Genomic DNA, 24862 nt, shown 5'->3' on the forward strand with positions numbered 1-24862 from the left:
ACGGCCGACGCGCTGCGCGTCCTCGCGGCCGTGGCCGCCCCGGCCGGCACGCGCCGTCCGGCCGCGGCCGGCAAGGTGCGCTGGGACGAGGACGACTGAGTAACCGCGCCGTTCGGGGCCGGATCGCCGCCCGCGAGCGCCGCTGCGGCGCCCACGCTATGCTTGCCGGCCCTTTCGCGACAGAAATCCGCATGAGCAAGCGCAAGTACTTCGGCACGGACGGCATCCGCGGTCAGGTCGGCCAATGGCCCATCACGGCGGAGTTCATGCTCAAGCTCGGCCGCGCGGCCGGCACGGTGCTGACCGGCGCCGACGGCGTGGCGACCGTCGTGATCGGCAAGGACACGCGCATTTCCGGCTACATGTTCGAGTCGGCGCTGGAGGCCGGTCTCGTCGCCGCCGGCGCCAACGTGCGCCTGCTCGGACCGATGCCGACGCCGGCCGTCGCCTACCTGACGCGCAGCCTGCGCGCGAGCGCCGGCATCGTGATCAGCGCCTCGCACAATCCGCACCACGACAACGGCATCAAGTTCTTCTCCGCGGCCGGCGAGAAGCTCGCCGACGAGGTCGAGGCGGCCATCGAACGCGAGCTAGAGGCGCCGTTCACGACGGTCGCTTCCGAGCACATCGGCAAGGCCGCGCGCGTCAGCGACGCGGCGACGCGCTATGCGGAATTCTGCAATTCGACGTTTCCGGCCGAATCCAGCCTGCGCGGCCTGAAGCTCGTCGTCGACTGCGCCCACGGCGCGACCTACCAGGTCGCGCCGAAACTGTTCAGCGAGCTCGGCGCGCAGGTCAGCACGATCGGCACCCAGCCCGACGGACTCAACATCAACCGCGACTGCGGCTCCACCCATCCGGCCGCGCTGCAGCGCGCCGTCGTGGAGCAGGGCGCCGACCTCGGCATCGCGTTCGACGGCGACGGCGACCGCGTGCAGTTCGTCGACCACCGCGGCAGTCTCGTCGACGGCGACGACATCCTCTACGTGCTCGCGACGGACTGGCAGCGCAGCGGCCGCCTGCTCGGTCCGGTCGTAGGCACCCTGATGACGAACTACGGCCTCGAGCGCGCGTTCGCCGCGGCCGGCATCGGCTTCCTGCGCGCCAAGGTCGGCGACCGCCACGTGATGCAGGCGCTCAAGGAAACCGCCGGCGTCCTCGGCGGCGAGACCTCGGGCCACATCCTCTGCCTCGACAGCGCGTCGACCGGCGACGGCATCGTCAGCGCGCTGCAGGTCCTCGACGTGCTCGTGCGCAGCGGCCGCCGCCTGGCCGAATGGCGCACGGGCTGGGAGCGCCTGCCGCAGATCACGCACAACGTGCGCGTGGCCAAGTCCGCCGGACTGCTCGAACACCCGGCCGTACTGGCCGAGCGCGCCGCGGTCGAGCGCGAACTCGACGGGCTCGGCCGCCTGGTGCTGCGCGCCTCCGGCACCGAGCCCCTGATCCGCGTGACCATCGAGGCCGCCGACGCCGCCCTGGTCGACGCGCTGGCCCGCCGCCTCGCGCGCGCCGTAGAATCCGCGGCCACAGAGCTCGCCTGACCTGGCCTGCGCCGCCGCGGCGGCGGCGCACCCGCAGCGGCGCCCGCGCCGTCGTGTCCACTCCGCAGGAATCTTCCATGTCCGCCATTCCCACCCTCGACATCCGCCGCTACGACACCGACCGCGACGCGTTCGTCGCCGAGCTCGGCGCCGCCTATCGCGAATGGGGCTTCGCCGGCATCCGCGGCCACGGCATCAGCAAGGAGCTGATCGACGGCGCCTACGAGCGCTTCCGCGCGTTCTTCGCGCTGCCGACCGAAACCAAGATGCAGTACCACCTGGCCGGCACCGGCGGCGCGCGCGGCTATACGCCGTTCGGCGTGGAGACGGCCAAGGATTCCAAATATCCCGATCTCAAGGAGTTCTGGCACATCGGCCGCGAGATCCCGCGTGATTCGCGCTTCGCCGACGTGATGCCGCCGAACCTGTGGCCGGTCGAGATCGCCGGCTTCCGCGACTACGGCTACGGCCTGTACACGGCGCTCGACCAGCTCGGCACGCGCGTGCTGCGCGCGCTGGCCCTGCACATCGATCTGCCCGAGAACTTCTTCGAGGACAAGACCGATTTCGGCAACTCCATCCTGCGTCCGATCCACTATCCGCCGATCACGACACCCGACGTGCCGAACGTGCGCGCCGGCGCGCACGAGGACATCAACTTCATCACGTTGCTCGTCGGCGCGAGCGCCGCGGGTCTCGAAGTGAAGTCGCGCACGGGCGAGTGGGTGCCGTTCACGTCGGACGCCGACACCATCGTCGTCAACATCGGCGACATGCTGCAGCGCCTGACCAACCACGTCTATCCGTCGACGACGCACCGCGTGGTCAACCCGCCCGGCGATCTCGCGCGCCAGCCGCGCTATTCGGTGCCGTTCTTCCTGCATCCGAATCCCGACGTCGTGCTCGACCCGCTCGCGTCGTGCATCACGCCGGACAACCCGAGCCGCTATTCGACCTCGATCACCTCGCACGAATACCTGCTCGAGCGCCTGCGCGAGATCAAGCTCGCGTAACGACCGGCGCGGATTGCGGCGAGCGCCGCTAACCGCAACGTCGAGGTCCGCCCGCATCGAAGACCCCAGGTCGACGCATTCGGCCTGGGGTTTTCTTCATCCGGGTCCCCCGCGCTCGCCGCAACTACCGCGTCTTCGCGTCGGCAAAGCTGACGACGTCGACGTGGGCCGGTGTCGCGTGCACGCGGATTTCCCAGCGCACGGGTCCGGTCGTGCCGGACGGCGCGCGGAAAATCGCCGTCATGTGGTCGCGATACAGCGCCGGCATGGGCGCACCGTCAGCCGCCGCGAGAGCGACCCCGAACGGTTCATGGAATGCCGCGCGATGCGCGACGGCGACGAATTCGCCCGGCGCGCTGCTGCCTTCGACGACGAAGTCCTGCGGCGCGACCGGCAGGTCCGGATGCGCCGGGAACATGCCGGCCACGGCCGGCGGCGACGGCGTGCCGGCCTGCAGCACGCCGCTGATCGCGCTGTAGCCGAGATGGGCGATACGCTGCTGCGGTTCCGCGCCGATGTCGCGCCAGGCATGGTCGCGCAGGCCGATCAGCGCGCGGCCCGCCGGCGGCCCGCCGATCCGGATCTGATCCTTGCGGCCGCAGCGCGCGAGCAGGCCGACGCCGAGCGACTGGTCGATGAACTCGGCGTAGTGCGCGTACAGGGTCGCCGGCTCGCACAGCGGCGCGGTGATCGCATAGCGGTCGTTCAGTGCCAGTAGCAGGATGGTGTGCCGCTCGCCCTTGGTCAGCCGGTAGGTCACGTTCATGAGGCCGTGCCGGGCCGGATCGGCGACGGCGACGAGGGCCTGCTCGGGCGGATGCGACAGCGAGACGTGGATCGCGATCGACCACGCGCACCAGGACGTCGCGAGTGCGGCCACCGCCGCGCGTGCCGCGCGGCCCAGATCGCAGGCGCGGTCCAGGCCGAGCGCGACGAGCACGGCGACCAGCGGCAGGTGGGCGAAGACCATCCAGTACGGCGTGATCGGCCGCAGCGCGAGCACGAACAGCGACTGCAGCGGCAGCAGCACGAGCATGGTCGCGGCGATGCGCCGGCGCTCGCGCTGCGGCGCGCTCAGGGCGAGCACGGCGCAGGCCGTCAGCGCGAGCAGATGCAGCAGCATCGCCGCGCGTCGCGTGACGGCCGGCAGCTCCAGCCAGTAGCGCAAGGTGTATTCCGCGCCGTAGCCGGCGACGCTCAGCAGCAGCGCGCCGAGACGCGACAGCGCCGGCAGCGCCGGATCGCGGTTGGCATAGTTCGTTATCGTGCCGAGGTCGGCGAAGCCGCCCTGCAGCTGCTCGATCAGCATCGGCGCGAGGCTGGCCAGGCCGACGGCCGCGATCAGCGCCGCATCGCGCAGGCGCACGGCGAACGTCGGCGCCGCAGCCAGTGCATAAACCACGAGCAGGCACCCGAGCAGCAAGGTGGTCGGATGCGCATGGAACATGACCGTGCCGCCGAGGCCGAGCAGCAGCGCGCGCGGTGCGGACGGGGCGTCGCGGTAGTGCAGCGTGCACCAGAGTCCGAACAGCACGGCCGTCTCGACGACGGTCGTGTGCGTCATCGCCGCGAGGATGAAAGAGGACCAGCCGGGCGCGAAGAACGCTAGCGCGAACAGCAGGCCCAGACGCGCGCCGCCGTAGCGCCGGCCGATCACGTAGGCCAGCGGATACTTCAGTCCGGCCAGTGCCGCGGTCAGCACCGGCACGGTCAGCGGATGCGGCAGCAGCCACATCGCCGCGCCGAGCAGGTAGTACCAGAGCGGCCCGAGATGCAGGGTGTTGTAGATGACCGGGCCGGCCAGCGGCCAGTGTTCGCCGCGGGCCAGCTGCTGCGCGAAATACATGTCGCGCAAGGTGTCGGGCGTACCGGCCATGCCCGCGGCCGTCCAGGCCTGCAGCAGCACCAGGCCGCACAGCAGTGCCCAGTGCCAGACGGGCGCGGCCGCGGCAGTCGCCGGCGGCGCGGCGGACTGCGCGGTCAATGCGGATCCTGCACGCGGAAGTCCTTGGAGCGGCGCTGGACGAGATTCAGCGCGAAGCGGTCGGGCAACAGCTTGACCAGTGCCTTGATCGTGCGGTTGACGCGGCCGGTCACGTAGACGATCTCGCCGCGCTCCAGCGCGTCGAGGCCTTCGCGTGCGACGTCCTCGGCGGTCATCCACAGCCATTTCGGCATGCGCGAGACCTGTTCGCGAGAGCCGACCACGTCGTGGAATTCCGACCACGTGAAGCCCGGGCAGATCGCGCAGACCTTGACGCCGCGCTCGCGGTTCTCGAGACCGAGCGACTGGGAGAACTTGATCAGGAAGGCCTTGGACGCCGCATACATCGTATGCCCGGCCGATCCCGGCACGTGCCCGGCCAGCGAGGCGATGTTCGCGATGCGGCCGTAGCCGCGCTGCTGCATGCCCGGCAGCAGGCGATAGGCGAGCTCGCAGGGCGCCGTGACGAGCACCTGCAGGAAGTCCGCATGCACCTTCCAGGGCTGCGCGAGATAGTGTCCGGCGACGCCGTAGCCGGCGTTGTTGATCAGCACGTCGATCGCGATGCCGCGGCGCTCGATCTCGGCGCAGAGCGCGGCGCTGGCCTCGGGCTCGGCCAGATCGGCGCGTATCGTTTCCACACGCCGTCCGTAGCGGCCGCGCAACTCCTCGGCGAGCGCGGCGAGGCGGTCTTCGCGTCGCGCCGTCAGCACGAGATCGTGGCCGCGCGCGGCCAGCTCGCGCGCGATGGCCGCGCCTATGCCGGCCGATGCGCCGGTGACCAGAGCCCAGCGGGTTGAGGTGGTGGACATGCGTGACCTCGGAGCGGATGGGGAGTTGGCTTTTGCGGTCAGAGACCCCGGCGAGTCAAGGGGGCGACGGGCATGCGCCTCGCGCGCGGCCGGCAGCGCGGAGCCGTAACGGCCGGCGTCGCGCCAAGCGCACGCGGCGGGGCGATTCCTGCGCGCCAGCGCCGTCGCGTCGCGGCAATTCGACGCGAGTGCCGGGCCGGCCGCAGCGGCGCATTGCACGGCTGCGACGGCGTCGCTATCCTGCGCGCCCTTTCGTGGGTTCGGATCGCATGCGTCGCAAACTCGTCGCCGGGAACTGGAAGATGCACGGCAGTGCCGCTAGCGCGGCGGAGCTCGTGCGCGCCGTCCTGGCCGGCCTGCCCGGCGACGTCGAGGTCGCGGTGTTCCCGCCCTTCGTCTACGTGGCCGGACTGGCTGCCGCGCATTCGGGCGCGGCGATCGGCTTCGGCGTGCAGGACGTCAGCGAACACACCCAGGGCGCGTATACCGGCGAGGTCGCCGCGAACATGGCCCGCGACGTGGGCTGCCGCTACGCCCTGGTCGGTCATTCCGAGCGCCGCCAGTACCACGCCGAGAGCGACGCGCGCGTCGCGGCCAAGTTCGCCCAGGCCCAGGCCGCTAGCCTGATCCCGGTGCTCTGCGTCGGCGAGACCCTGGAACAGCGCGAGGCCGGCCGGACCGAGGCCGTCGTCGGCGCGCAGATCGCCGCGATCGTCGAGGCCTGCGGCGCCGCCGCGTTCGCCGATGCCGTGGTCGCCTACGAGCCGGTCTGGGCGATCGGCACGGGCCGCACGGCCAGCGCGGAACAGGCGCAGGCGGTGCACGCGTTTATCCGTAGCCAAATCGCTGTTCATGATGTTATGCTCGCCAACTCGCTGCGCATCCTTTATGGCGGCAGTGTGAAGGCGTCCAACGCCGCCGAGCTGTTCGCTCAGGCCGACGTGGACGGCGGGCTGATCGGCGGGGCTTCACTGGTCGCCGATGACTTCCTAAAGATTTGCGGGGCGGCGCGCTGAGCGCCCGACAGGCTGAGTCGAGATGCTGCTTACGATCTTCAACGTGTTTTACATCTTGATCGCAGTGGCGATGGTGGCGCTGATCCTGCTGCAGCGCGGCGCCGGCGCAGACGCGGGTTCGGGCTTCGGCTCGGGCGCGTCGGCGACGGTGTTCGGCGCGCGCGGTTCGGCGAACTTCCTGTCGCGTGCCACGGCGGTCCTGGCCAGTTTGTTCTTCCTGCTCAGTCTGGGCATGGGCATGTACCTCGGCGGCGGCATGGCTCCCAAGCCGCAGTCCGACCTGGGTCTCATGTCCGGCAACGAAGTGCCCGCCGCTCCCGCGAAAGCTCCTGAGGCCGCTCCGCCTGCCGGCGAAGTACCACAGGCGTCGGTACCGGCCCCGGCGACCACCGAAGTGCCCGCGGCGCCCCAGCCCGCTACTCCTGCCAACGCCGGCAACGGCGACGGCAAGACCGAAGCCAAGGCGGACGAGTCGAAGAAGAACTAGTTGGAACACAATGCCCAGATGGCGGAATTGGTAGACGCACTACCTTGAGGTGGTAGCGACTTCGGTCGTGGGGGTTCGAGTCCCCCTTTGGGCACCAATCTAGTTACGGTCGTGCGGGATTCAGCACAACGCGCGCGGCCGCTGATGCATCGCCAGCCGATGCGGAGGTTCGCGGACTCGTGCTTGCCGAATATTGGCCCATCTTCCTGTTTCTCGTCGTCGCCACCGGCCTGGGCCTCGTCCTGCTGGCGGTAGGCACCGTCCTCGGGCCGCGTCGTCCGGACACCCAGAAGCGATCCGCTTACGAATGCGGCTTCGAAGCCTTCGAAGACGCGCGCATGAAGTTCGACGTGCGCTACTACCTGATCGCGATCCTGTTCATCATCTTCGATCTGGAAATGGCCTTCCTGTTTCCGTGGGCGGTCGTGTTCAAGCAGATCGGCCTGATCGCGTTGATCGAAATGGGCCTGTTCCTGGCCCTGCTCGTCGTCGGCTTCGTCTACGTCTGGAAGAAGGGAGCCCTCGAATGGGAATGACCGACAGCCTCAGCCGGGTCATGCACAACCCGGTGCCGGTTTCCACCGTCGACGACATCCTGCGCCCCGACGGCGACAACCCGCTGATCGAGCGCGGCTTCGCGATCACTTCGGTCGACGCGCTCGTCAACTGGGCGCGCACCGGCTCGATGTGGCCGATGACCTTCGGCCTGGCCTGCTGTGCCGTCGAGATGATGCATGCCGGCGCCGCGCGCCTGGATCTCGACCGCTACGGCGTCGTGTTCCGCCCGAGTCCGCGCCAGTCCGACGTCATGATCGTGGCCGGCACCCTCGTCAACAAGATGGCGCCGGCGCTGCGCAAGGTCTACGACCAGATGCCCGACCCGAAATGGGTCATCTCCATGGGCTCCTGCGCGAACGGCGGCGGCTATTACCACTATTCCTACGCGGTGGTGCGCGGTTGCGATCGCATCGTGCCGGTCGACGTCTACGTGCCGGGCTGTCCGCCGACGGCCGAAGCGCTGGTCTACGGCATCCTGCAGCTGCAGAAGAAGATCCGTCGCACCAACACCATCGCGCGCTAACGGAATTCCCCGCATGAGCGAGAACCTGCCTGACACGCTGGCGCAGCGCCTCACCGCGCGCTTCGGCGCCGACGCCGTTGCCGCCACCGAGCGCCGCGGCGAAACCACGCTGGACCTTTTGCCGCAGAACTGGCTCGCCGTGTTCCAGGCGCTGCGCGACGAAGCGCAGTTCCGCTTCGAGCAGGCCGTCGACGTCTGCGGCGTGGACTACCTGAGCTACGGCCAGACCGAATGGGACACGACCGACGTGTCCAGCCAGGGCTTTTCGCGCGGCGTCGAAGGCCAGGGGCCGGGCCGCTTCCGCTGGTCCGAGCGTCCGCGCGTGACGCCGCACGAAAAGCGCTTCGCCGTCGTCGTGCACCTGCTGTCGCTGACCCACAACCGCCGCCTGCGCGTGCGCGCCTATTGCGTCGACGACGCGCTGCCGATCATGCCGTCGCTGACCGCGCTGTATCCCGGCGTGAACTGGTTCGAGCGCGAAGCGTTCGACCTCTACGGCATCGTCTTCGAAGGCCATCCGGATCTGCGCCGCATCCTGACCGACTACGGATTCGTCGGCCATCCGTTCCGCAAGGACTTCCCGCTGATCGGCAACGTCGAAGTGCGCTACGACGCGGAGAAGCAGCGCGTGATCTACGAGCCCGTCAGCATCGACCCGCGCGTGCTCGTCCCGCGCGTGATCCGCGACGACTCGCGTTACGAACAGGCCCAGGCCGAAGCCACCAACCGTGCGGCCGCGGGGAAGTAAGCCATGCAGGAAATCCGCAACTACACGATCAACTTCGGCCCGCAGCATCCGGCGGCCCACGGCGTGCTGCGCCTCGTGCTCGAGATGGACGGCGAGACCATCATGCGCGCCGACCCGCACGTCGGTCTGCTGCATCGCGGCACCGAGAAACTCGCCGAGTCCAAGCCGTTCAACCAGTCGATCGGCTACATGGACCGTCTCGACTACGTGTCGATGATGTGCAACGAGCATGCCTATGTGCGCGCGATCGAAAAGCTCGTCGGCATCGAGGCGCCGGTCCGCGCGCAGTACATCCGCACGATGTTCGACGAGATCACGCGCATCCTGAACCACCTGATGTGGATCGGTTCCAACGCGCTCGATCTCGGCGCGATGGCCGTGTTCCTCTATGCGTTCCGCGAGCGCGAAGAGCTCATGGACTGCTACGAGGCCGTGTCGGGCGCGCGCATGCACGCGACCTACTACCGCCCGGGCGGCGTCTACCGCGACCTGCCGGACCGCATGCCGCAGTACCGAGAGTCGCGCTGGCACAAGGGCGGCGACCTCAAGCGCCTGAACGAATGGCGCGAGGGCTCGCTGCTCGACTTCCTCGAAGCGTTCTGCAAGGACTTCTACGGCAAGGTCGACGAATACGAGACCCTGCTGACCGACAACCGCATCTGGAAGCAGCGCACCGTCGGCATCGGCGTGGTCACGCCGGAACAGGCCCATGCCTGGGGCATGTCCGGCCCCATGCTGCGCGGCTCGGGCATCGCCTGGGACCTGCGCAAGAAGCAGCCGTACGCGGCCTATGCGGACGTCGACTTCGACATTCCGCTGGGCACCAAGGGCGACTGCTACGACCGCTATCTGGTCCGTGTCGAGGAGATGCGCCAGTCCAACCGCATCATCGAGCAGTGCGTGAAGTGGCTGAAGGCCAACCCGGGCCCGGTCATGGTGCAGAACTACAAGGTCGCTCCGCCGTCCCGCGAGGAGATGAAGGACGACATGGAAGCGCTGATCCATCACTTCAAGCTGTTCACCGAAGGCTATTGCGTGCCGGCCGGCGAGACCTACAGCGCGGTCGAGGCGCCCAAGGGCGAGTTCGGCATCTATCTGGTCTCCGACGGCGCGAACAAGCCGTTCCGCCTCAAAGTGCGCGCGCCGGGCTTCGCCCACCTGTCCTCGATGGACGAGATCGTGCGCGGCCACATGCTGCCCGACGTCGTCGCGATGATCGGCACCTACGACGTCGTGTTCGGCGAAATCGACCGCTGAGCGACGGGAGCACACCATGAAAGCCTCTGGCACTTACAACCAGGTCAAGGACGTAGACCCGCTCGTCGCGCTGACCGAGAAGACGCGCCATCACATCGACCACTGGGTCGCGAAATTCCCGCCGGACCGCAAGCGCTCGGCGCTGATCCAGGGACTCATGGCCGCGCAGGAACAGCACGGCGGCTACCTCACCGACGAGCTGACCACGGCCGTTGCGAAGTACCTCGACCTGCCGCCGGTCTGGGCCTACGAGGTCGCGAGCTTCTACTCGATGTTCGAGACCTCGCCGGTCGGCCGCAACAACGTCGCGATCTGCACCAACATCTCGTGCTGGCTCAACGGCGCCGAAGACGTCGTGCGCCACTGCGAGAAGAAGCTCGGCGTCAAGCTCGGCGAATCCACCGCCGACGGCCGCGTCTACCTCAAGAAAGAGGAAGAATGCCTGGCCGCCTGCTGCGGCGCGCCGATGATGGTCGTCAACGGCCACTACCACGAGAACCTGACCACCGAGAAGGTGGACCAGATTCTCGACGGCCTGAAGTGAGGCAGCCCATGGCATCGCATTCGACCGGTCCGGTCGGTCCGGCCCCGCAGGAACACCAGGTCGTCTACACGACCCTGCATTTCGACAAGCCCTGGGCTTACGACAATTATCTGAAGGTCGACGGCTACCAGGCCTGGAAGAAGATCCTGGCCGAGAAGCCCGATCCGGCGGCGCTGATCGAGGAGCTCAAGAAGTCCTCGTTGCGCGGCCGTGGCGGCGCCGGTTTCCCGACCGGCCTGAAGTGGTCGTTCATGCCGCGCACGGCGCCGGGCCAGAAGTACATTCTCTGCAATTCGGACGAATCCGAGCCGGGCACCTGCAAGGACCGCGACATCCTGCGCTTCAACCCGCACGCGGTCATCGAAGGCCTGGCCATCGCCTGCTACTGCACCGGCTCGACGGTCGCCTACAACTACCTGCGCGGCGAGTTCCACCACGAGCCGTTCGAGCACTTCGAGGAAGCGCTGAAAGAGGCCTATGCCGCGGGCCTGCTCGGCAGGAACATCCAGGGTTCGGGCATCGACGTGGACATCCACACGGCGCTCGGCGCCGGCGCCTACATCTGCGGCGAGGAAACCGCGCTGATGGAGTCGCTCGAAGGCAAGAAGGGCCAGCCGCGCTTCAAGCCGCCGTTCCCGGCCGGCTTCGGTCTCTACGGCCGCCCGACCACGATCAACAACACCGAGACCTACGCCTCGGTGCCGGCCATCCTGCGCAAGGGCGCGGAGTGGTTCCTCAACCTCGGCAAGCCGAACAACGGCGGCCCGAAGATCTTCTCGGTCTCCGGCCACGTGGCCAGGCCCGGCAACTACGAGATCCGTCTCGGCACGCCGTTCAAGGACCTGCTGGAGATGGCCGGCGGCCTGCGGCCGGGCCGCACGCTCAAGGCCGTGATCCCGGGCGGCTCGTCGATGCCGGTGCTGCCGGCGGCGGTCATGCTCGAATGCACGATGGACTACGACTCGATCCAGAAGGCCGGCTCCGGCCTCGGCTCGGGCGCGGTCATCGTCATGGACGACACGACCTGCATGGTGCGCGCCTGTCAGCGCATCAGCCGCTTCTATTACGCCGAATCCTGCGGCCAGTGCACACCGTGCCGCGAAGGCACTGGCTGGATGTACCGCATGCTCACGCGCATCGTCGCCGGCAAGGCGGAACTGTCCGACCTGGCCATGCTCAAGCAGGCCGCCGGCCAGATCGAAGGCCACACGATCTGCGCGTTCGGCGAAGCCGCGGCCTGGCCGGTGCAGGGCATGCTGCGCCACTTCTGGCACGAATTCGAATATTTCATCGTCAACAAGCGCTCGCTCGTCGACGACCAGCCCGGCAAGGCCGCTTGAGGACGAACGACGCATGAGCGCCCAGCCCGTCAACCCGAACACGCCGCCGGATCACGTCAACATCGAGATCGACGGCAAGGCCATGACCGCGCCGAAAGGCTCGATGATCATCCATGCCGCCGACAAGGCCGGCGTGCCGATCCCGCGTTTCTGCTACCACGACAAGCTGCCGATCGCGGCGAACTGCCGCATGTGCCTCGTCGAGGTCGAGAAGTCGCCCAAGCCGATGCCGGCCTGCGCCACGCCGGTCATGGAAGGCATGAAGGTGCTGACGCGCTCGCAGAAGGCGCTGAACTCCCAGCGCAACGTCATGGAGTTCCTGCTGATCAACCATCCGCTCGACTGCCCGATCTGCGACCAGGGCGGCGAGTGCGAGCTGCAGGACGTCTCGATGGGCTACGGCCGCTCGGTCAGCCGCTTCGTCGAGCGCAAGCGCGCCGTCGCCGACGAGGACATCGGCCCGCTGATCGCCACCGAGATGACGCGCTGCATCCAGTGCACGCGCTGCGTGCGCTTCGTCAGCGAAGTCGCCGGCACCTACGAGCTCGGCGGCATGAACCGCGGCGAGAACCTCGAGATCGGCACCTACGTCGGCAAGACCATCGAGAGCGAGATCGGCGGCAACATCATCGACGTCTGCCCGGTCGGCGCGTTGACCAACAAGCCGTTCCGCTTCCAGGCCCGCGCCTGGGAGCTCATCGCGCGCGAAAGCGTCGGCTATCACGACGCGCAGGGTTCCAACCTCTGGCTGCATACGCGCCGCGGCGAGGTGCTGCGCCACGTGCCGCGCGACAACGAAGCGGTCAACGAATGCTGGCTGTCGGACCGCGACCGCTACAGCCACCAGGGCCTCTACGCGGCCGACCGCGCGACGCAGCCGCTGCTCAAGAAAAACGGCGAGTGGACGGCCGTGGGCTGGGACGAGGCGCTGAACGCCGTCGCCGACAAGCTCGGCAGCGTGCGCGGCGATGATCTCGGCGCGCTCGTGCATCCGGCGACCTCGAACGAGGAAGGCCACCTGCTGGCCGAGCTCGTGCGCGCGCTCGGCTCCAAGCACATCGACCACCGCCTGCGCCAGCTCGACTTCAGCGACGCGGCCGCGGGCTTCGGCTTCGCGACGCCGCTCGACGCGATCGAGAAGGCCGGCGCCGTGCTGCTGCTCGGCAGCAATTTGCGTCACGAACTGCCGCTCGTGAACCACCGCGTGCGCAAGGCGGCCCAGCGCGGCGCGAAGGTGCATGCGCTGAATCCGATTGCGTTCGATCTGAACTATCCGCTCGCGAGCTCGCTCGTGCTCGCGCCGGCCGCGCTGGCCGACGAAGCCGTCAAACTCGCCAAGGCCGCGCTGGAGCTCGGCGGCGAAGCACCGGCCGAACTCGCTGCGCTGCTCGCCTCGGCGACGACCGACGACACCGCGCGTGCGCTGGCCGGGTCGTTGAAGGACGCCGCCGGCTCGGTGCTGATCCTCGGCGAAGCCGCCGCGATGCATCCGCAGGCCTCGCTGCTGCGCGCCTGCGCGCGCTTCGTCGCGCTGGCCACCGACTCGGGCTACAACGAAGTGCCGCTCGGCGCCAACGCGCTCGGCCTGACGCGCCACGGCGTCGTGCCGGCCGCCGGCGGACTCGACGCGCGCACGATGCTCGCGCTGCCGCGCAAGGGTTACCTGCTCTACGGCGCCGAACCGCCGTACGACTTCGGCGACGGCGGTCTCGCGATGACCTCGCTGGCCAAGGCCGACGTCGTCGTAGCGTTCAGCGCGTTCGCGAGCGATGCGCTGAAGGCCGTCGCGACCGCGATCCTGCCGATCGCCGCGCTGCCCGAGACCGACGCGACCCTCGTCAATCTCAACGGCCATGCGCAGAGCGTCGCCGCCGGCGCGAAGGCGCCCGGCGAAGCGCGCCCAGGCTGGAAGGTGCTGCGCGCGCTCGGCGGCAAGCTCGGCGCCGCCGGCTTCGAGTTCACCGAACTGGCCGAACTGCGCGCCGCGCTGGCCGCGCGCACTGCGGCGATCGCGCCGCAGGTGCAGGCCAAGATCGCCGGTCGTCAGGACGCCAAGGGCCTCGTGCGCATCGCGACGGTGCCGATCTATCGCAGCGACGCCGTCGTGCGCCGCGCTGCCGCGCTGCAGGCGCATCCGCTGAACAGCGGGGCAGGGCTGGGCCTGAATCCGCAGGATGCGGCGGCGCTCGGCGTCGAGCAGGGCAGCATGGTCAGGATCAGCGGCGCCGCCGGCACGGCCACGTTGCCGGTCGTCGTGACCCACGACGTACCGCGCGGCGGCGCGTGGATCGAGGCCGCCTACGTCGAGACCGCAGCGCTGCCGGCTTACGGCGCCGAACTCAGCATCAGCAAGGCATAAGCGCATGGACTCTCTGATCGCGCTGCTCAACAACTTCATCGCCAGCTGGCCGAACCTGTCGCTGGTCATCGGCCTGATCCTGCTGCCGCTGCTGCCGCTGATCATCTCGGTGGCCATGTACGTCTGGTGGGAACGCAAGGTCATCGGCTGGATGCACGTGCGCCTGGGGCCGAACCAGATCGGCCCGCTCGGCCTGGCGCAGGCCTTCGCCGACGTGTTCAAGCTGCTGTTCAAGGAAATCACGGTTCCCGAGAAGGCCAGCCGCTTCCTGTTCTATCTCGCGCCGCTGCTCGCACTGACGCCGGCCATGGCAGCCTGGGCCGTCGTGCCGATCGGCAACAGGATGGCCTGGTCGAACGCGAACGCGGGTCTGCTGTACCTGCTCGCGATGACCTCGCTCGGCGTCTACGGCATCATCCTCGCAGGCTGGGCGTCCAATTCCAAATACGCCTTCCTCGGCGCGATGCGTTCGGCCGCTCAGGTCGTGTCGTATGAAATCGCCATGGGCATGGCGCTCGTCAGCGTGCTGATCCTCTGCGGCAGTCTGAACCTGTCCGACATCGTCAACGCGCAGGCCGGCAGCAAGGGCCTGTTCGAGTGGTTCTGGCTGCCGCTCGCGCCGATGTTCGTGATCTATTTCATCTCGGGCGTCGCCGAAACCAACCGCGCGCCGTTCGACGTGGCCGAAGGCGAATCGGAAATCGTCGCCGGCTTCCACGTCGAATATTCCGGCTCGGCCTTCGCGATCTTCTTCCTGGCCGAATACGCCAACATGATCCTGGTCGCGTTCCTGTCCTCGGTGCTGTTCCTCGGCGGCTGGCTGTCGCCGTTCCAGGGCTGGCACCTCGGACCGCTGTCGGCGCCGGGCTGGTGGTGGCTGTTCGCCAAGGCCTTCGGCATGGCCTTCCTGTTCCTCTGGTTCCGCGCGACGTTCCCGCGCTACCGCTACGACCAGATCATGCGTCTGGGCTGGAAGGTGTTCATCCCGATCACCATCGCCTGGATCTTCGTGGCCGGCTGCCTCGCCTTCTTCGGCGGCGTGACCATCGGCCCGGGAGTGAATCCGTGAACCGCGTCGTCCGCTATATCAAGAGCCTGTTCCTGCTCGAACTGCTGCAGGGCCTCTGGGTCACCGGCAAGTACTTCGTCAAGCCGAAGTACACCATGCAGTACCCAATGGAAAAGATTCCGAAGTCGAATCGCTTCCGCGGCCTGCACGCGCTGCGCCGCTATCCGAACGGCGAAGAGCGCTGCATCGCCTGCAAGCTCTGCGAGGCGGTCTGCCCGGCCCTGGCCATCACGATCGACGCGGCGCCGCGCGCCAGCGACGGCCAGCGCCGCACGACGCGCTACGAGATCGACCTGTTCAAGTGCATCTTCTGCGGCTTCTGCGAAGAGTCCTGCCCGGTCGACTCCATCGTCGAGACCGACATCCACGAATACCACTTCGAAAAGCGCGGCGAGAACATCCTGACCAAGGAGAAGCTGCTGGCTCTGGGCGATCGTTACGAAGCCCAGATCGCGGCCGCACGCGCGCAAGACGCGGCCTATCGCTGAGCGCGCAGGAGAACGCCCCGATGACGCAACAGATACTGTTCTACGCCTTCGCCGCGGTGCTCGTCGCTTCCGCGCTGGCCGTGATCACCGTGAAGAACTCGGTGCATGCGGCGCTGTGCCTCGTGCTGACTTTCTTCACCGCCGCGAGCATCTGGATCCTGGCCGAGGCCGAGTTCCTCGGCCTGGCCCTGATCGTGGTCTACGTCGGCGCCGTGATGGTGCTGTTCCTGTTCGTGGTCATGATGCTCGACATCAAAGAGGAGGCGGTGCGCGAAGGCTTCATCCGCTTCCTGCCGGTCGGCGTCGTCGTCGCCGTGGTCATGCTCGCCGAGATGCTGAGCCTGATCGGCGTGCGCGCGCTGCAGGCGGTGCCGCTGCCGGAGAATCCGGCGCTGGCCGCCGGCAGCAACACGAGCTGGCTCGGCAAGGCGCTGTTCACCCAGTTCCTGCTGCCGTTCGAAGTCGCCGCGCTGATCCTGACCGTCGCGCTGATCGCCGCGGTCGCGCTGACCCTGCGCAAGCGCAGCGGCGTGCGCACGCAGAAGCCCGGCCAGCAGGTGCTGGTGCAGCGCGACGAGCGCCTGCGCGTCGTCAAGATGGCCAGCGAAGCCCCGTCGACCGGAGAATCCGCATGATCTCGCTCGCGCATTTCATCGTGCTGGGCACGATCCTGTTCTGCATCTCGGTCGCCGGCATCTTCATCAACCGCAAGAACGTCATCGTGCTGCTGATGGCGATCGAGCTGATGCTGCTCGCCGTCAACATGAACTTCGTCGCGTTCAGCCGCTACCTCGGCGATCCGTCGGGCCAGGTGTTCGTGTTCTTCATTCTGACGGTCGCCGCGGCGGAGTCCGCCATCGGTCTGGCCATCCTCGTCGTGCTGTTCCGCAACCGCAGCACGATCAATGTGGCCGAAATAGATTCGATGAAGGGATAAGCTTCCGATGATCACGCCCAAGCTCATTCTCCTCGTCATCGCCCTCGCGCCGCTGGTCGGCGCGATCGTCGCGGGCCTGTTCGGCCGGCGGGTCGGCCGCGCCGGCGCGCATACGGTCACGATCGCCGGCGTCGCCGTGTCGTTCGTGCTTTCCTGCTATGCGCTGTACCAGCTGTCCACCGGCGGCTGGGGCGTGTTCAACGAGAACCTCTACACCTGGTTCGAAGTCGGCAAGCTCAGCGCCCATGTCGGCTTTCTCGTCGACCGCCTGACCGCGGTCATGATGGTCGTGGTCACCTCGGTGTCGCTGCTCGTGCACGTCTACACGATCGGCTACATGCGCGACGACCCGGGCTACCAGCGCTTCTTCAGCTACATCTCGCTGTTCACGTTCTCGATGCTCATGCTGGTCATGAGCAACAACTTCATGCAGCTGTTCTTCGGCTGGGAAGCGGTCGGCCTGGTCTCGTACCTGCTGATCGGCTTCTGGTTCAAGCGGCCCAGCGCGATCTTCGCCAACATGAAGGCGTTCCTGGTCAACCGCGTCGGCGACTTCGGCTTCCTGCTCGGCATCGCCGCGGTGCTGTTCTGCTTCGGCTCGCTCGACTACGCGACCGTGTTCGCTTCGGCCGACGCGACCCTGACCGGCCGCACCCTGGAAATCATCGCCGGCCATCCGTGGCAGGCCGCCACCGTGATCGGCGTGCTGCTGTTCATCGGTGCGATGGGCAAGTCGGCGCAGGTGCCGCTGCACGTCTGGCTGCCGGATTCGATGGAAGGTCCGACGCCGATCTCGGCGCTGATCCACGCGGCGACGATGGTGACCGCCGGCATCTTCATGGTCGCGCGCATGTCGCCGCTGTACGAGCTGTCGGAGACCGCGCTGTCGTTCGTGCTGATCGTCGGTGCGACGACGGCGCTGTTCACGGGCCTGATCGGCATCGTGCAGAACGACGTCAAGCGCGTCGTCGCCTACTCGACCCTGTCGCAGCTCGGCTACATGACCGTCGCGCTCGGCGTGTCGGCCTATTCGGCCGCGATCTTCCACCTGATGACGCATGCGTTCTTCAAGGCGCTGCTGTTCCTCGGCGCCGGCTCGGTCATCATCGCGATGCACCATGAGCAGGACATGCGCCACATGGGCGGCCTCCGGAAGTACATGCCGATCACGTTCATCACAGGTTGGATAGGCACGCTCGCGCTGACCGGCTTCCCGGGCTTCTCGGGCTTCTTCTCCAAGGACGCGATCATCGAAGCCGTGCACGAGTCGCACCGCTACGGCTCGGGCTACGCCTACCTGTGCGTGCTGATCGGCGTGTTCGTGACCGCGCTGTACAGCTTCCGCCTGATCTACCTGACCTACCATGGCAAGGAGCGTTTCGTCGTCGAGCACGCGCACCACGACGCGCACGGCCATGCGCGCGACGCGCATCACGACGAGCATGCCGACGAGCATGCCGACGACGACCACGGCCACCACGAGCCGGGCCATCTCGAACACGCGCCGCACGAGTCGCCCTGGGTCGTGACCCTGCCGCTGATCCTGCTCGCGATCCCGTCGGTCGTGATCGGCTGGCTGACCATAGGCCCGATGCTGTTCGGCGACTTCTTCGCCGGCGCGATCGTCGTCAAGGAAGGCGGTCCGCTGGCCGAGCTCGCCCACGAATGGCACGGCCCCGGCGCGATGGTGCTGCACGGCCTGCTGGGATTGCCGTTCTGGTTCGCCGTCGCGGGTTTCGCGGTCGCGACCTACGTCTACCTGTTCAACCAGGCCATCGCCGACCGCGCCGCGAAGACCTTCGCGCCGCTCTACCGCCTGCTGCAGAACAAGTACGGCATCGACGACCTGTATTTCGCGATCTTCGCGCGCGGCGGTCTCAAGCTCGGCCGCGGCCTCTGGCGCGGCGGCGACGTGGCCGTCATCGACGACGGCATCGTCAACGGTTCGGCCGCGCTCGTGCAGCGCATCGCCGCGAGCGTGCGCCGGCTGCAGTCGGGCTACCTGTACCACTACGCCTTCGCGATGATCCTCGGCCTGATCGTGCTGCTCGGCGGTCTGTGGATGGCGGCGCGCTGAGCAGACGCAAAGGGAATAACGACAATGTTTGCAAACTGGCCTTTGCTTAGCCTGCTGATCTGGCTGCCCATCCTCGGCGCCATTCCGGTGCTGCTCGCCGGCGACAGGCGTCCAGACCTCGCGCGCCGCGTCGCCCTCGCGGTGGCGGCGGCGACCTTCCTCGTCAGCCTCGCCATGCTGTCGGCGTTCAACCACGCGATCGCCGATTCGATCGCGCGCGGCGCGGCCGATCTCGGCCTGCTCAAGAACATGCAGCTGCAGGAAAACCTGCTCTGGATCGAGGCCCTGAACGTGCGCTATCACCTCGGCGTCGACGGCATCTCCGTCGCGCTGGTGCTGCTGACCACGTTCACGAGCGTGCTCGTCGTGATCCTCGGCTGGGGCTCGGTCGAGAAGAAAGTCGCGCAGTACATGGCCGCGATGCTCGTGCTCGAAGGCCTCATGGTCGGCGTGTTCTGCGCGCTCGACGCGCTGCTGTTCTATGTCTTCTTCGAAGGCATGCTGATCCCGATGTTCATCCTGATCGGCGTCTGGGGCGGCGCGCGGCGCGTCTACGCGACCCTGAAGTTCTTCATCTACACGTTCTTCGGCTCGATCTTCATGCTGGTCGGACTGCTGTACCTCTATTTCAAGACCGGCACGTTCGAGCTGGCCGAGCTGGCCAAGGTCGGCCTGAGCGCGAAGGAGCAGGCCTGGCTGTTCTTCGCGTTCCTGATCGCGTTCGCGGTCAAGGTGCCGATGTGGCCGGTGCACACCTGGCTGCCGGACGCCCATGTCGAGGCGCCGACCGGTGGTTCGGTCGTGCTGGCCGCGATCATGCTGAAGATCGGCGGCTACGGCTTCATCCGCTTCTCGCTGCCGATCGTGCCGGACGCGAGCCTCGAATACGCCTGGCTCGTCATCGCCATGTCGCTGATCGCCGTCGTCTATGTCGGCTACGTCGCGCTCGTGCAGGAAGACATGAAGAAGCTGATCGCCTATTCGTCGATCGCGCACATGGGCTTCGTCACGCTCGGCGTGTTCATCTCGCTCGCGCTCGCGCGCAGCGGCAATGCGACCGGCGCGGCCGTCGGCATCCAGGGCGCGATGGTGCAGATGATCTCGCACGGCTTCGTGTCGGGCGCGATGTTCGCGAGCGTCGGCGTGCTCTACGACCGCATGCACACGCGCATGATCCGCGACTACGGCGGCGTCGTGAACACGATGCCGCGTTTCGCCGCGCTGTTCGTGCTGTTCGCGATGGCCAACTGCGGCCTGCCGGGCACCAGCGGCTTCGTCGGCGAGTTCTGGGTCATCCTGGCCGCGTTCCAGCACAACCCGCTGGTCGGCGCGCTGGCCGCGTTCACCCTGATCATCGGCGCGGCCTACACCCTGTGGCTGGTCAAGCGCGTGATCTTCGGCGAAGTCGCCAACGAGCACGTCGCCGAACTCCAGGACATGAACGGCCGCGAGACCCTGGTGCTGGCCACCCTGGCCGCCGCCGTACTGCTGCTCGGCCTCTGGCCGCAGCCGCTGGGCAATCTCATGGATGCGCCGATCGCCGAGCTCGTGAAGCACATCGTCATCAGCAAGGGCGCGTGAAGGACCGACCATGATCAGCCTGACCGACATCCTCACCCTGCTGCCCGAGTCGTTCCTGACCCTGGCGATCTGCGCGCTGCTGCTGCTCGACCTGTTCCTGAAGCCGGCCCAGCGCAGCGTCACGCATTACCTGTCCATCGTCGTGCTGGCCGTGACCGGCTGGCTCGTGCTGCAGCATTTCGGCGAACCGACCGCGTTCGGCGGCATGTTCGTCCGCGACGGCGTTGCCGTGGTGCTCAAGGTCTTCGTGCTGCTGACGACCGCGCTCGTGTTCGTCTACGCGCGTCCGTATCTGCGCGACCGTTCGCTGTTCGTCGGCGAGTACTACGTGCTGTGCCTGTTCGCCGTGCTCGGCATGATGCTGTTGGTTTCGGCCGGCAGCCTCGTCATGATCTACCTCGGCCTGGAGCTGCTCGCGCTGTCGTCGTACGCGCTGGTCGCGCTGAACCGCGATTCGCCGCTGTCTTCCGAAGCCGCGATGAAGTACTTCGTGCTCGGCGCGCTGGCTTCGGGCATGCTGCTATACGGCATGTCGATGATCTACGGCGCCGCCGGCTCGCTCGACCTCAACACGATCCATGCGGTCGCCGCAGCCAGCACCCAGCGCGGCCTGCTGCTGTTCGGCGTCGTCTTCGTCGTCGTCGGCATCGCGTTCAAGTTCGGCGCGGCGCCGTTCCACATGTGGCTGCCCGACGTCTACCAGGGCGCGCCGACAGCGGTCACCGTGTTCATCGGCTCGGCGCCGAAGCTGGCCGCGTTCGGCATGGCCTACCGCCTGCTCGAAGGCGGGCTCGATGGTCTCGGCGGCCACTGGCAGCTGATGCTCGCGCTGCTCGCGGTGCTGTCGCTCGCGATCGGCAACATCGCCGCGATCATGCAGAGCAATCTCAAGCGCATGCTGGCGTATTCGACGATCTCCCACGTCGGCTTCCTGTTCCTGGGCCTCGTCAACGGCCAGCCCGAGGGCTATGCGGCAGCGATGTTCTACGCGATCAGCTATGCGCTGACCGCGGCCGCGGCCTTCGGCATCATCCTGCTGCTGTCGCGGGCGGGCTTCGAGGCCGAGGAGATCGCCGACTACAAGGGTCTGAGCCAGCGTGCGCCCTGGTACGCGTTCCTGATGGCGCTGATCATGTTCTCGCTGGCCGGCGTGCCGCCGCTGTTCGGCTTCTTCGGCAAGCTGCTCGTGCTCAAGGCCGTTGCCGTGCCGGGCACCTTGTGGCTGGCCATCGCCGGCGCCATATTCGCGATCGTCGGCATCTACTACTACCTGCGCATCGTCAAGGTCATGTATTTCGACGATCCGGACGCCGACGCCGTACCGGCCAAGCCGGCCGACGCGCCGATGCGCGCGGTGCTGTCGGTCAATGCCCTTGCATTGCTCGTACTCGGCCTCACCTGGGGTCCGCTGTACGGCTGGTGCGCGCAGGCGTTCGGCATCCGCTGAGGCCCGGCGTGTCGTGAAGACGAGCCCGTGCGTCGTGGATCGCCGGGTCGAATGAAGTTGGCCCAGATTTTTACGTAAGGCTTGCGAAAACACCTCACGATCCGTATAGTTCCGTTTCTCTGATGCGGGGTGGAGCAGTCTGGCAGCTCGTCGGGCTCATAACCCGAAGGTCGCAGGTTCAAATCCTGCCCCCGCTACCAGGTTCGAAGCGAAAGGCCACCTCGTGTGGCCTTTTTGCTAGAGCCGGCAAGGCCGATCGAACGAGCTGCGATCGGAGTCGAGGCCGGATACAGCGCAGGATGCGCGTGTTGCCGATGTTGGGAAGCGAGACAACGGCGGACTAATGGAATGGGCCTTAGTGCCCATTTTTTGTTTGTGCAGAAAGCAGCGTGAAAGACGACGAACTCATCCAGTTGATCAATCCCGTAGTCGCCGACCTGGGCCTCGAATGCCTCGGCATCGAGTACGCGCCCAGCCGCGGCAACAGCCTGCTGCGCATCTATATCGACCACCAGGAACGGCCTATCACGATCGACGACTGCGAAGCGGTGAGCCGCGAACTCTCCGCGCAGCTCGACGTCAACGATCCGATCAGCGGCCGCTATACGCTCGAAGTATCCTCGCCGGGCCTGGACCGGCCGCTGTTCACGCCGGCGCAGTTCGCGCGCTTCATCGGCGAGAAGGCCAAGGTCAGCCTGAACCTGCCGGTCGAGGGCCGCCGCCGCCTGCAGGGCGCGATCCGCGCCGTCGACGGCGACCGCATCACGATCGACCAGGACGGCGTCGACATCGTCGTCGCCCACGACAACGTGCAGAAGGCGCGCATAGTCCCCGACTACGTCGCGCTGGGCCTGGCGCCCGAAAAGAAGCCGGCCGGCAAGGCCGGCGCGCAGTCCAAGCCGGGGGCTTCCAAAGCCGGCAACGCCAAACCCGGCGCTCCCGAGCGCAAGCCAAACAAGTGAACATTGACGGCGTCGACGACGCCGGTCGGAGTGACAAGCGATGAGCAAAGAACTGTTGCTGGTAGTCGACGCGGTCGCCAACGAGAAGGGCGTCGACAAGGCGGTCATCTTCGATGCGATGGAAGCGGCGCTGGCTTCGGCGGCGAAGAAGCGCTACGTCGACCAGGACGTGTCCATCCGCGTGTCGATCAACCGGCACAGCGGCGACTACGAGACGTTCCGGCGCTGGGAAGTCGTTCCCGACGACATCGTCATGGAATCGCCGGAGCGGATGATCCGCCTGATGGACGCCGAGGACGAGAAGCCCGGCGCCGTGATCGGCGACTTCGTCGAAGAGCAGATCGAAAACCCCGAATTCGGCCGCATCGCCGCGCAGGCCGCCAAGCAGGTCATCGTGCAGCGCGTGCGCGAGGCCGAGCGCGCCCAGGTCGTCGACGCATTCCGCGACCGCATCGGCGAACTGATCACCGGCGTGGTCAAGCGCGTCGAGCGCGGCGCGGTCTATCTCGACCTCGGCGGCAATGCCGAGGCCTACATCGCCCGCGACAAGACCATTCCGCGGGAAACCGTGCGTACCGGCGACCGCGTGCGCGGCTACCTCTACGACGTGCGCGCCGAAGCGCGCGGCCCGCAGCTGTTCGTCTCGCGCACGGCGCCGGAATTCATGATGGAGCTGTTCAAGCTCGAAGTGCCGGAAGTCGGCCAGGGCCTCGTGCAGATCAAGGCCTGCGCGCGCGACGCCGGCGACCGCGCCAAGATCGCCGTGCTCGCGACCGATACGCGCACCGATCCGATCGGCGCCTGCATCGGCATGCGCGGCTCGCGCGTCCAGGCCGTGTCGAACGAGCTCAATGGCGAGCGCATCGACATCGTGCTGTGGAACGACAACCCGGCCCAGTTCGTCATCAACGCGATGGCGCCGGCCGAGGTGCAGTCGATCATCGTCGACGAAGACAAGCATTCGATGGATATCGCCGTCGCCGAGGACAAGCTGTCCCAGGCGATCGGCCGCGGCGGCCAGAACGTGCGCCTGGCGAGCAAGCTGTCGGGCTGGCAGCTCAACGTCATGACCGAGGCGCAGGTGCGCAACAAGAGCGAGGCCGAGCAGGAGTCCGCGCGCCAGCTGTTCATGGCGCGCCTGGAAGTCGACGCGGAGATCGCCGCGATCCTGGTCCAGGAAGGCTTCTCGACGGTCGAGGAAATCGCCTACGTGCCGACCGGCGAGCTGCTCGCGGTCGAAGGCTTCGACGAGGACATCGTCGAGGAACTGCGCGCCCGCGCCCGTGACGCGCTGCTGACGGAAGCGCTCGCGGTGGAAGAGAATATCGACGAACACAAGCCGTCCGACGACCTCATCGCAGTCGACGGCATGGACGAATCGCTGGCCTATGCACTGGCCCAGCACGGTGTCGCGACCCGCGAGAACCTCGCGGACCTCGCCACCGACGAGCTCATGGAATTCGGTATCGAAGGGATGGACGAGGACCGTGCTGCCGCGTTGATCGTGGCCGCGCGCGCTGCGGAAACGTAATCCGCCCCAGCTTTGCGGCGGCAGTAAGGGCAGCAGGCGGATCACGGAGTAACGAAATATGTCGGACGTCACCATCAAGCAATTGGCCCAGGTACTGGGCACGCCGGTCGAGAAGCTGCTGTCGCAGCTCGCCGAGGCCGGCATGAAGTTCACGAGCGCCGACCAGGTGATCAGCAGCACCGAGAAGGTGAAGCTGCTCGGCTTCCTGCGCCGCACCCACGGCAAGACCGAGGCGGCCGCCGAAGACGCGGCGCCGCGCCAGATCACGCTCAAGCGCAAGACGGTCAGCGAGATCACCGTCAACCAGGGCGCCGCGCGCGGCAAGACGGTCAACGTCGAGGTGCGCCAGAAGCGCACTTACGTCAAGCGCAGCTCGGTCGACGAAGACCAGAAGGTCGACAGCGAGCGCGAAGAGGCGCTGCGCAAGCTCAGCGAGTCGACGCTCAAGCGCGAGGGCGAGGAGCTCGAGCGCGCCGCGCAGGAAAAGCGCCGCGCCGAGGAAGAAGCCCGCGCCGCCGCGGCTGCCGCTGCGGCCGCCGCCGAGGAAGCGCGCCGTCGCGCCGCCGAGGAAGCGCAGGCCGCCCG

The 24862-nt window shown here is 67.5% G+C and carries 23 protein-coding genes and 2 tRNA genes; 23 read left to right on the plus strand and 2 right to left on the minus strand.

What is annotated here, in order from left to right:
* Nucleotides 1–191: 191 nt before the first annotated feature.
* Entirely contained in the window at nucleotides 192–1544 is a 1353-nt protein-coding gene (glmM, locus tag NON22_RS05765; RefSeq protein ID WP_257385978.1) for a phosphoglucosamine mutase, read from the plus strand.
* Between the two features lie 77 nt (nucleotides 1545–1621).
* Entirely contained in the window at nucleotides 1622–2557 is a 936-nt protein-coding gene (locus NON22_RS05770; RefSeq protein ID WP_257385979.1) for an isopenicillin N synthase family dioxygenase, read from the plus strand.
* A 124-nt stretch (nucleotides 2558–2681) separates the two neighbouring features.
* On the opposite strand, the gene NON22_RS05775 is transcribed toward NON22_RS05770, so the two are convergent.
* Together NON22_RS05775 and NON22_RS05780 are read right to left on the minus strand one after the other, a co-directional pair.
* Nucleotides 2682–4541, minus strand: coding sequence for a glycosyltransferase family protein (locus NON22_RS05775; RefSeq protein WP_257385980.1), 1860 nt, complete (start codon nucleotides 4539–4541; stop codon nucleotides 2682–2684).
* Nucleotides 4538–5353, minus strand: coding sequence for an SDR family NAD(P)-dependent oxidoreductase (locus NON22_RS05780; protein ID WP_257385982.1), 816 nt, complete (start codon nucleotides 5351–5353; stop codon nucleotides 4538–4540). Before NON22_RS05780 ends, NON22_RS05775 begins: the two co-directional genes overlap by 4 nt.
* A 269-nt stretch (nucleotides 5354–5622) precedes the next feature.
* On the opposite strand from NON22_RS05780, the gene tpiA reads away from it, so the two are divergent.
* The 21 genes from tpiA to NON22_RS05885 all read left to right on the plus strand — a co-directional run.
* Nucleotides 5623–6369 (plus strand): triose-phosphate isomerase, encoded by a 747-nt coding sequence (gene tpiA / locus NON22_RS05785; protein WP_257385983.1) that lies wholly within the window; start codon nucleotides 5623–5625, stop codon nucleotides 6367–6369.
* A gap of 22 nt (nucleotides 6370–6391) precedes the next feature.
* Nucleotides 6392–6856: a preprotein translocase subunit SecG gene (secG, locus tag NON22_RS05790; RefSeq protein ID WP_257385984.1), complete on the plus strand. Its 465-nt coding sequence runs from the start codon at nucleotides 6392–6394 to the stop codon at nucleotides 6854–6856.
* Between the two features lie 12 nt (nucleotides 6857–6868).
* A tRNA-Leu gene (locus NON22_RS05795) sits at nucleotides 6869–6953 on the plus strand.
* A gap of 82 nt (nucleotides 6954–7035) precedes the next feature.
* A complete protein-coding gene (locus NON22_RS05800; RefSeq protein WP_257385985.1) occupies nucleotides 7036–7392 on the plus strand; it encodes an NADH-quinone oxidoreductase subunit A in 357 nt (118 codons plus the stop codon).
* Nucleotides 7383–7937 (plus strand): NuoB/complex I 20 kDa subunit family protein, encoded by a 555-nt coding sequence (locus NON22_RS05805; protein WP_257385986.1) that lies wholly within the window; start codon nucleotides 7383–7385, stop codon nucleotides 7935–7937. Before NON22_RS05800 ends, NON22_RS05805 begins: the two co-directional genes overlap by 10 nt.
* 13 nt (nucleotides 7938–7950) lie before the next feature.
* Entirely contained in the window at nucleotides 7951–8685 is a 735-nt protein-coding gene (locus NON22_RS05810) for an NADH-quinone oxidoreductase subunit C (RefSeq protein WP_257385987.1), read from the plus strand.
* A gap of 3 nt (nucleotides 8686–8688) precedes the next feature.
* The gene (locus tag NON22_RS05815) at nucleotides 8689–9942 is read left to right on the plus strand and encodes an NADH-quinone oxidoreductase subunit D (RefSeq protein WP_257385988.1); all 1254 of its coding nucleotides are present in this window, start codon (nucleotides 8689–8691) and stop codon (nucleotides 9940–9942) included.
* A 16-nt stretch (nucleotides 9943–9958) separates the two neighbouring features.
* Nucleotides 9959–10486, plus strand: coding sequence for an NADH-quinone oxidoreductase subunit NuoE (gene nuoE / locus NON22_RS05820; RefSeq protein ID WP_257385989.1), 528 nt, complete (start codon nucleotides 9959–9961; stop codon nucleotides 10484–10486).
* Between the two features lie 8 nt (nucleotides 10487–10494).
* Nucleotides 10495–11826, plus strand: a complete 1332-nt coding sequence (gene nuoF, locus NON22_RS05825; protein WP_257385990.1) for an NADH-quinone oxidoreductase subunit NuoF — start codon at nucleotides 10495–10497, stop codon at nucleotides 11824–11826.
* A 13-nt stretch (nucleotides 11827–11839) separates the two neighbouring features.
* On the plus strand, nucleotides 11840–14185 hold the full coding sequence (gene nuoG, locus NON22_RS05830) for an NADH-quinone oxidoreductase subunit NuoG (RefSeq protein WP_257385991.1): 2346 nt from the start codon (nucleotides 11840–11842) through the stop codon (nucleotides 14183–14185).
* A 4-nt stretch (nucleotides 14186–14189) separates the two neighbouring features.
* Nucleotides 14190–15254, plus strand: coding sequence for an NADH-quinone oxidoreductase subunit NuoH (gene nuoH, locus NON22_RS05835; protein ID WP_257385992.1), 1065 nt, complete (start codon nucleotides 14190–14192; stop codon nucleotides 15252–15254).
* Nucleotides 15251–15742: an NADH-quinone oxidoreductase subunit NuoI gene (nuoI, locus tag NON22_RS05840; RefSeq protein ID WP_257385993.1), complete on the plus strand. Its 492-nt coding sequence runs from the start codon at nucleotides 15251–15253 to the stop codon at nucleotides 15740–15742. Before nuoH ends, nuoI begins: the two co-directional genes overlap by 4 nt.
* A gap of 20 nt (nucleotides 15743–15762) precedes the next feature.
* On the plus strand, nucleotides 15763–16377 hold the full coding sequence (locus tag NON22_RS05845; RefSeq protein ID WP_257385994.1) for an NADH-quinone oxidoreductase subunit J: 615 nt from the start codon (nucleotides 15763–15765) through the stop codon (nucleotides 16375–16377).
* Complete coding sequence (gene nuoK / locus NON22_RS05850; protein ID WP_257385995.1) at nucleotides 16374–16679, plus strand: NADH-quinone oxidoreductase subunit NuoK; 306 nt, start codon at nucleotides 16374–16376, stop codon at nucleotides 16677–16679. The genes NON22_RS05845 and nuoK overlap by 4 nt, the downstream gene beginning before the upstream one ends.
* A gap of 7 nt (nucleotides 16680–16686) precedes the next feature.
* Entirely contained in the window at nucleotides 16687–18756 is a 2070-nt protein-coding gene (gene nuoL, locus NON22_RS05855; protein ID WP_257385996.1) for an NADH-quinone oxidoreductase subunit L, read from the plus strand.
* A gap of 24 nt (nucleotides 18757–18780) precedes the next feature.
* Nucleotides 18781–20337 carry an NADH-quinone oxidoreductase subunit M gene (locus NON22_RS05860; protein WP_257385997.1) on the plus strand — a complete coding sequence of 519 codons (1557 nt, stop codon included), beginning with the start codon at nucleotides 18781–18783 and terminating at the stop codon, nucleotides 20335–20337.
* A 10-nt stretch (nucleotides 20338–20347) separates the two neighbouring features.
* A complete protein-coding gene (gene nuoN, locus NON22_RS05865; RefSeq protein WP_257385998.1) occupies nucleotides 20348–21784 on the plus strand; it encodes an NADH-quinone oxidoreductase subunit NuoN in 1437 nt (478 codons plus the stop codon).
* A gap of 123 nt (nucleotides 21785–21907) precedes the next feature.
* Nucleotides 21908–21984, plus strand: a tRNA-Met gene (locus NON22_RS05870).
* Nucleotides 21985–22173: 189 nt separating this feature from the next.
* Nucleotides 22174–22746, plus strand: a complete 573-nt coding sequence (rimP, locus tag NON22_RS05875; RefSeq protein ID WP_257385999.1) for a ribosome maturation factor RimP — start codon at nucleotides 22174–22176, stop codon at nucleotides 22744–22746.
* 40 nt (nucleotides 22747–22786) lie between these two features.
* Nucleotides 22787–24277: a transcription termination factor NusA gene (gene nusA, locus NON22_RS05880; RefSeq protein WP_257386000.1), complete on the plus strand. Its 1491-nt coding sequence runs from the start codon at nucleotides 22787–22789 to the stop codon at nucleotides 24275–24277.
* Nucleotides 24278–24335: 58 nt separating this feature from the next.
* Nucleotides 24336–24862, plus strand: a 527-nt coding sequence (locus tag NON22_RS05885; protein ID WP_257386001.1) for an IF-2-associated domain-containing protein, incomplete at its 3' end; no start/stop codon positions are given.

Source organism: Tahibacter caeni (assembly GCF_024609805.1).
Classification (GTDB): domain Bacteria; phylum Pseudomonadota; class Gammaproteobacteria; order Xanthomonadales; family Rhodanobacteraceae; genus Tahibacter; species Tahibacter caeni.

Bases quoted from the DNA above. Each gene is read 5' to 3' on its own strand.
- secG (WP_257385984.1), top strand. From the start codon at position 6,392: ATGCTGCTTACGATCTTCAACGTGTTTTACATCTTGATCGCAGTGGCG.
- nuoL (WP_257385996.1), top strand. From the start codon at position 16,687: ATGATCACGCCCAAGCTCATTCTCCTCGTCATCGCCCTCGCGCCGCTG.
- NON22_RS05815 (WP_257385988.1), top strand. From the start codon at position 8,689: ATGCAGGAAATCCGCAACTACACGATCAACTTCGGCCCGCAGCATCCG.
- NON22_RS05805 (WP_257385986.1), top strand. From the start codon at position 7,383: ATGGGAATGACCGACAGCCTCAGCCGGGTCATGCACAACCCGGTGCCG.
- nuoF (WP_257385990.1), top strand. From the start codon at position 10,495: ATGGCATCGCATTCGACCGGTCCGGTCGGTCCGGCCCCGCAGGAACAC.
- NON22_RS05860 (WP_257385997.1), top strand. From the start codon at position 18,781: ATGTTTGCAAACTGGCCTTTGCTTAGCCTGCTGATCTGGCTGCCCATC.
- nuoN (WP_257385998.1), top strand. From the start codon at position 20,348: ATGATCAGCCTGACCGACATCCTCACCCTGCTGCCCGAGTCGTTCCTG.
- glmM (WP_257385978.1), top strand. From the start codon at position 192: ATGAGCAAGCGCAAGTACTTCGGCACGGACGGCATCCGCGGTCAGGTC.
- nuoK (WP_257385995.1), top strand. From the start codon at position 16,374: ATGATCTCGCTCGCGCATTTCATCGTGCTGGGCACGATCCTGTTCTGC.
- NON22_RS05845 (WP_257385994.1), top strand. From the start codon at position 15,763: ATGACGCAACAGATACTGTTCTACGCCTTCGCCGCGGTGCTCGTCGCT.
- NON22_RS05770 (WP_257385979.1), top strand. From the start codon at position 1,622: ATGTCCGCCATTCCCACCCTCGACATCCGCCGCTACGACACCGACCGC.
- nuoH (WP_257385992.1), top strand. From the start codon at position 14,190: ATGGACTCTCTGATCGCGCTGCTCAACAACTTCATCGCCAGCTGGCCG.
- tpiA (WP_257385983.1), top strand. From the start codon at position 5,623: ATGCGTCGCAAACTCGTCGCCGGGAACTGGAAGATGCACGGCAGTGCC.
- nuoE (WP_257385989.1), top strand. From the start codon at position 9,959: ATGAAAGCCTCTGGCACTTACAACCAGGTCAAGGACGTAGACCCGCTC.
- nuoG (WP_257385991.1), top strand. From the start codon at position 11,840: ATGAGCGCCCAGCCCGTCAACCCGAACACGCCGCCGGATCACGTCAAC.
- nusA (WP_257386000.1), top strand. From the start codon at position 22,787: ATGAGCAAAGAACTGTTGCTGGTAGTCGACGCGGTCGCCAACGAGAAG.
- NON22_RS05810 (WP_257385987.1), top strand. From the start codon at position 7,951: ATGAGCGAGAACCTGCCTGACACGCTGGCGCAGCGCCTCACCGCGCGC.
- NON22_RS05780 (WP_257385982.1), bottom strand. From the start codon at position 5,353: ATGTCCACCACCTCAACCCGCTGGGCTCTGGTCACCGGCGCATCGGCC.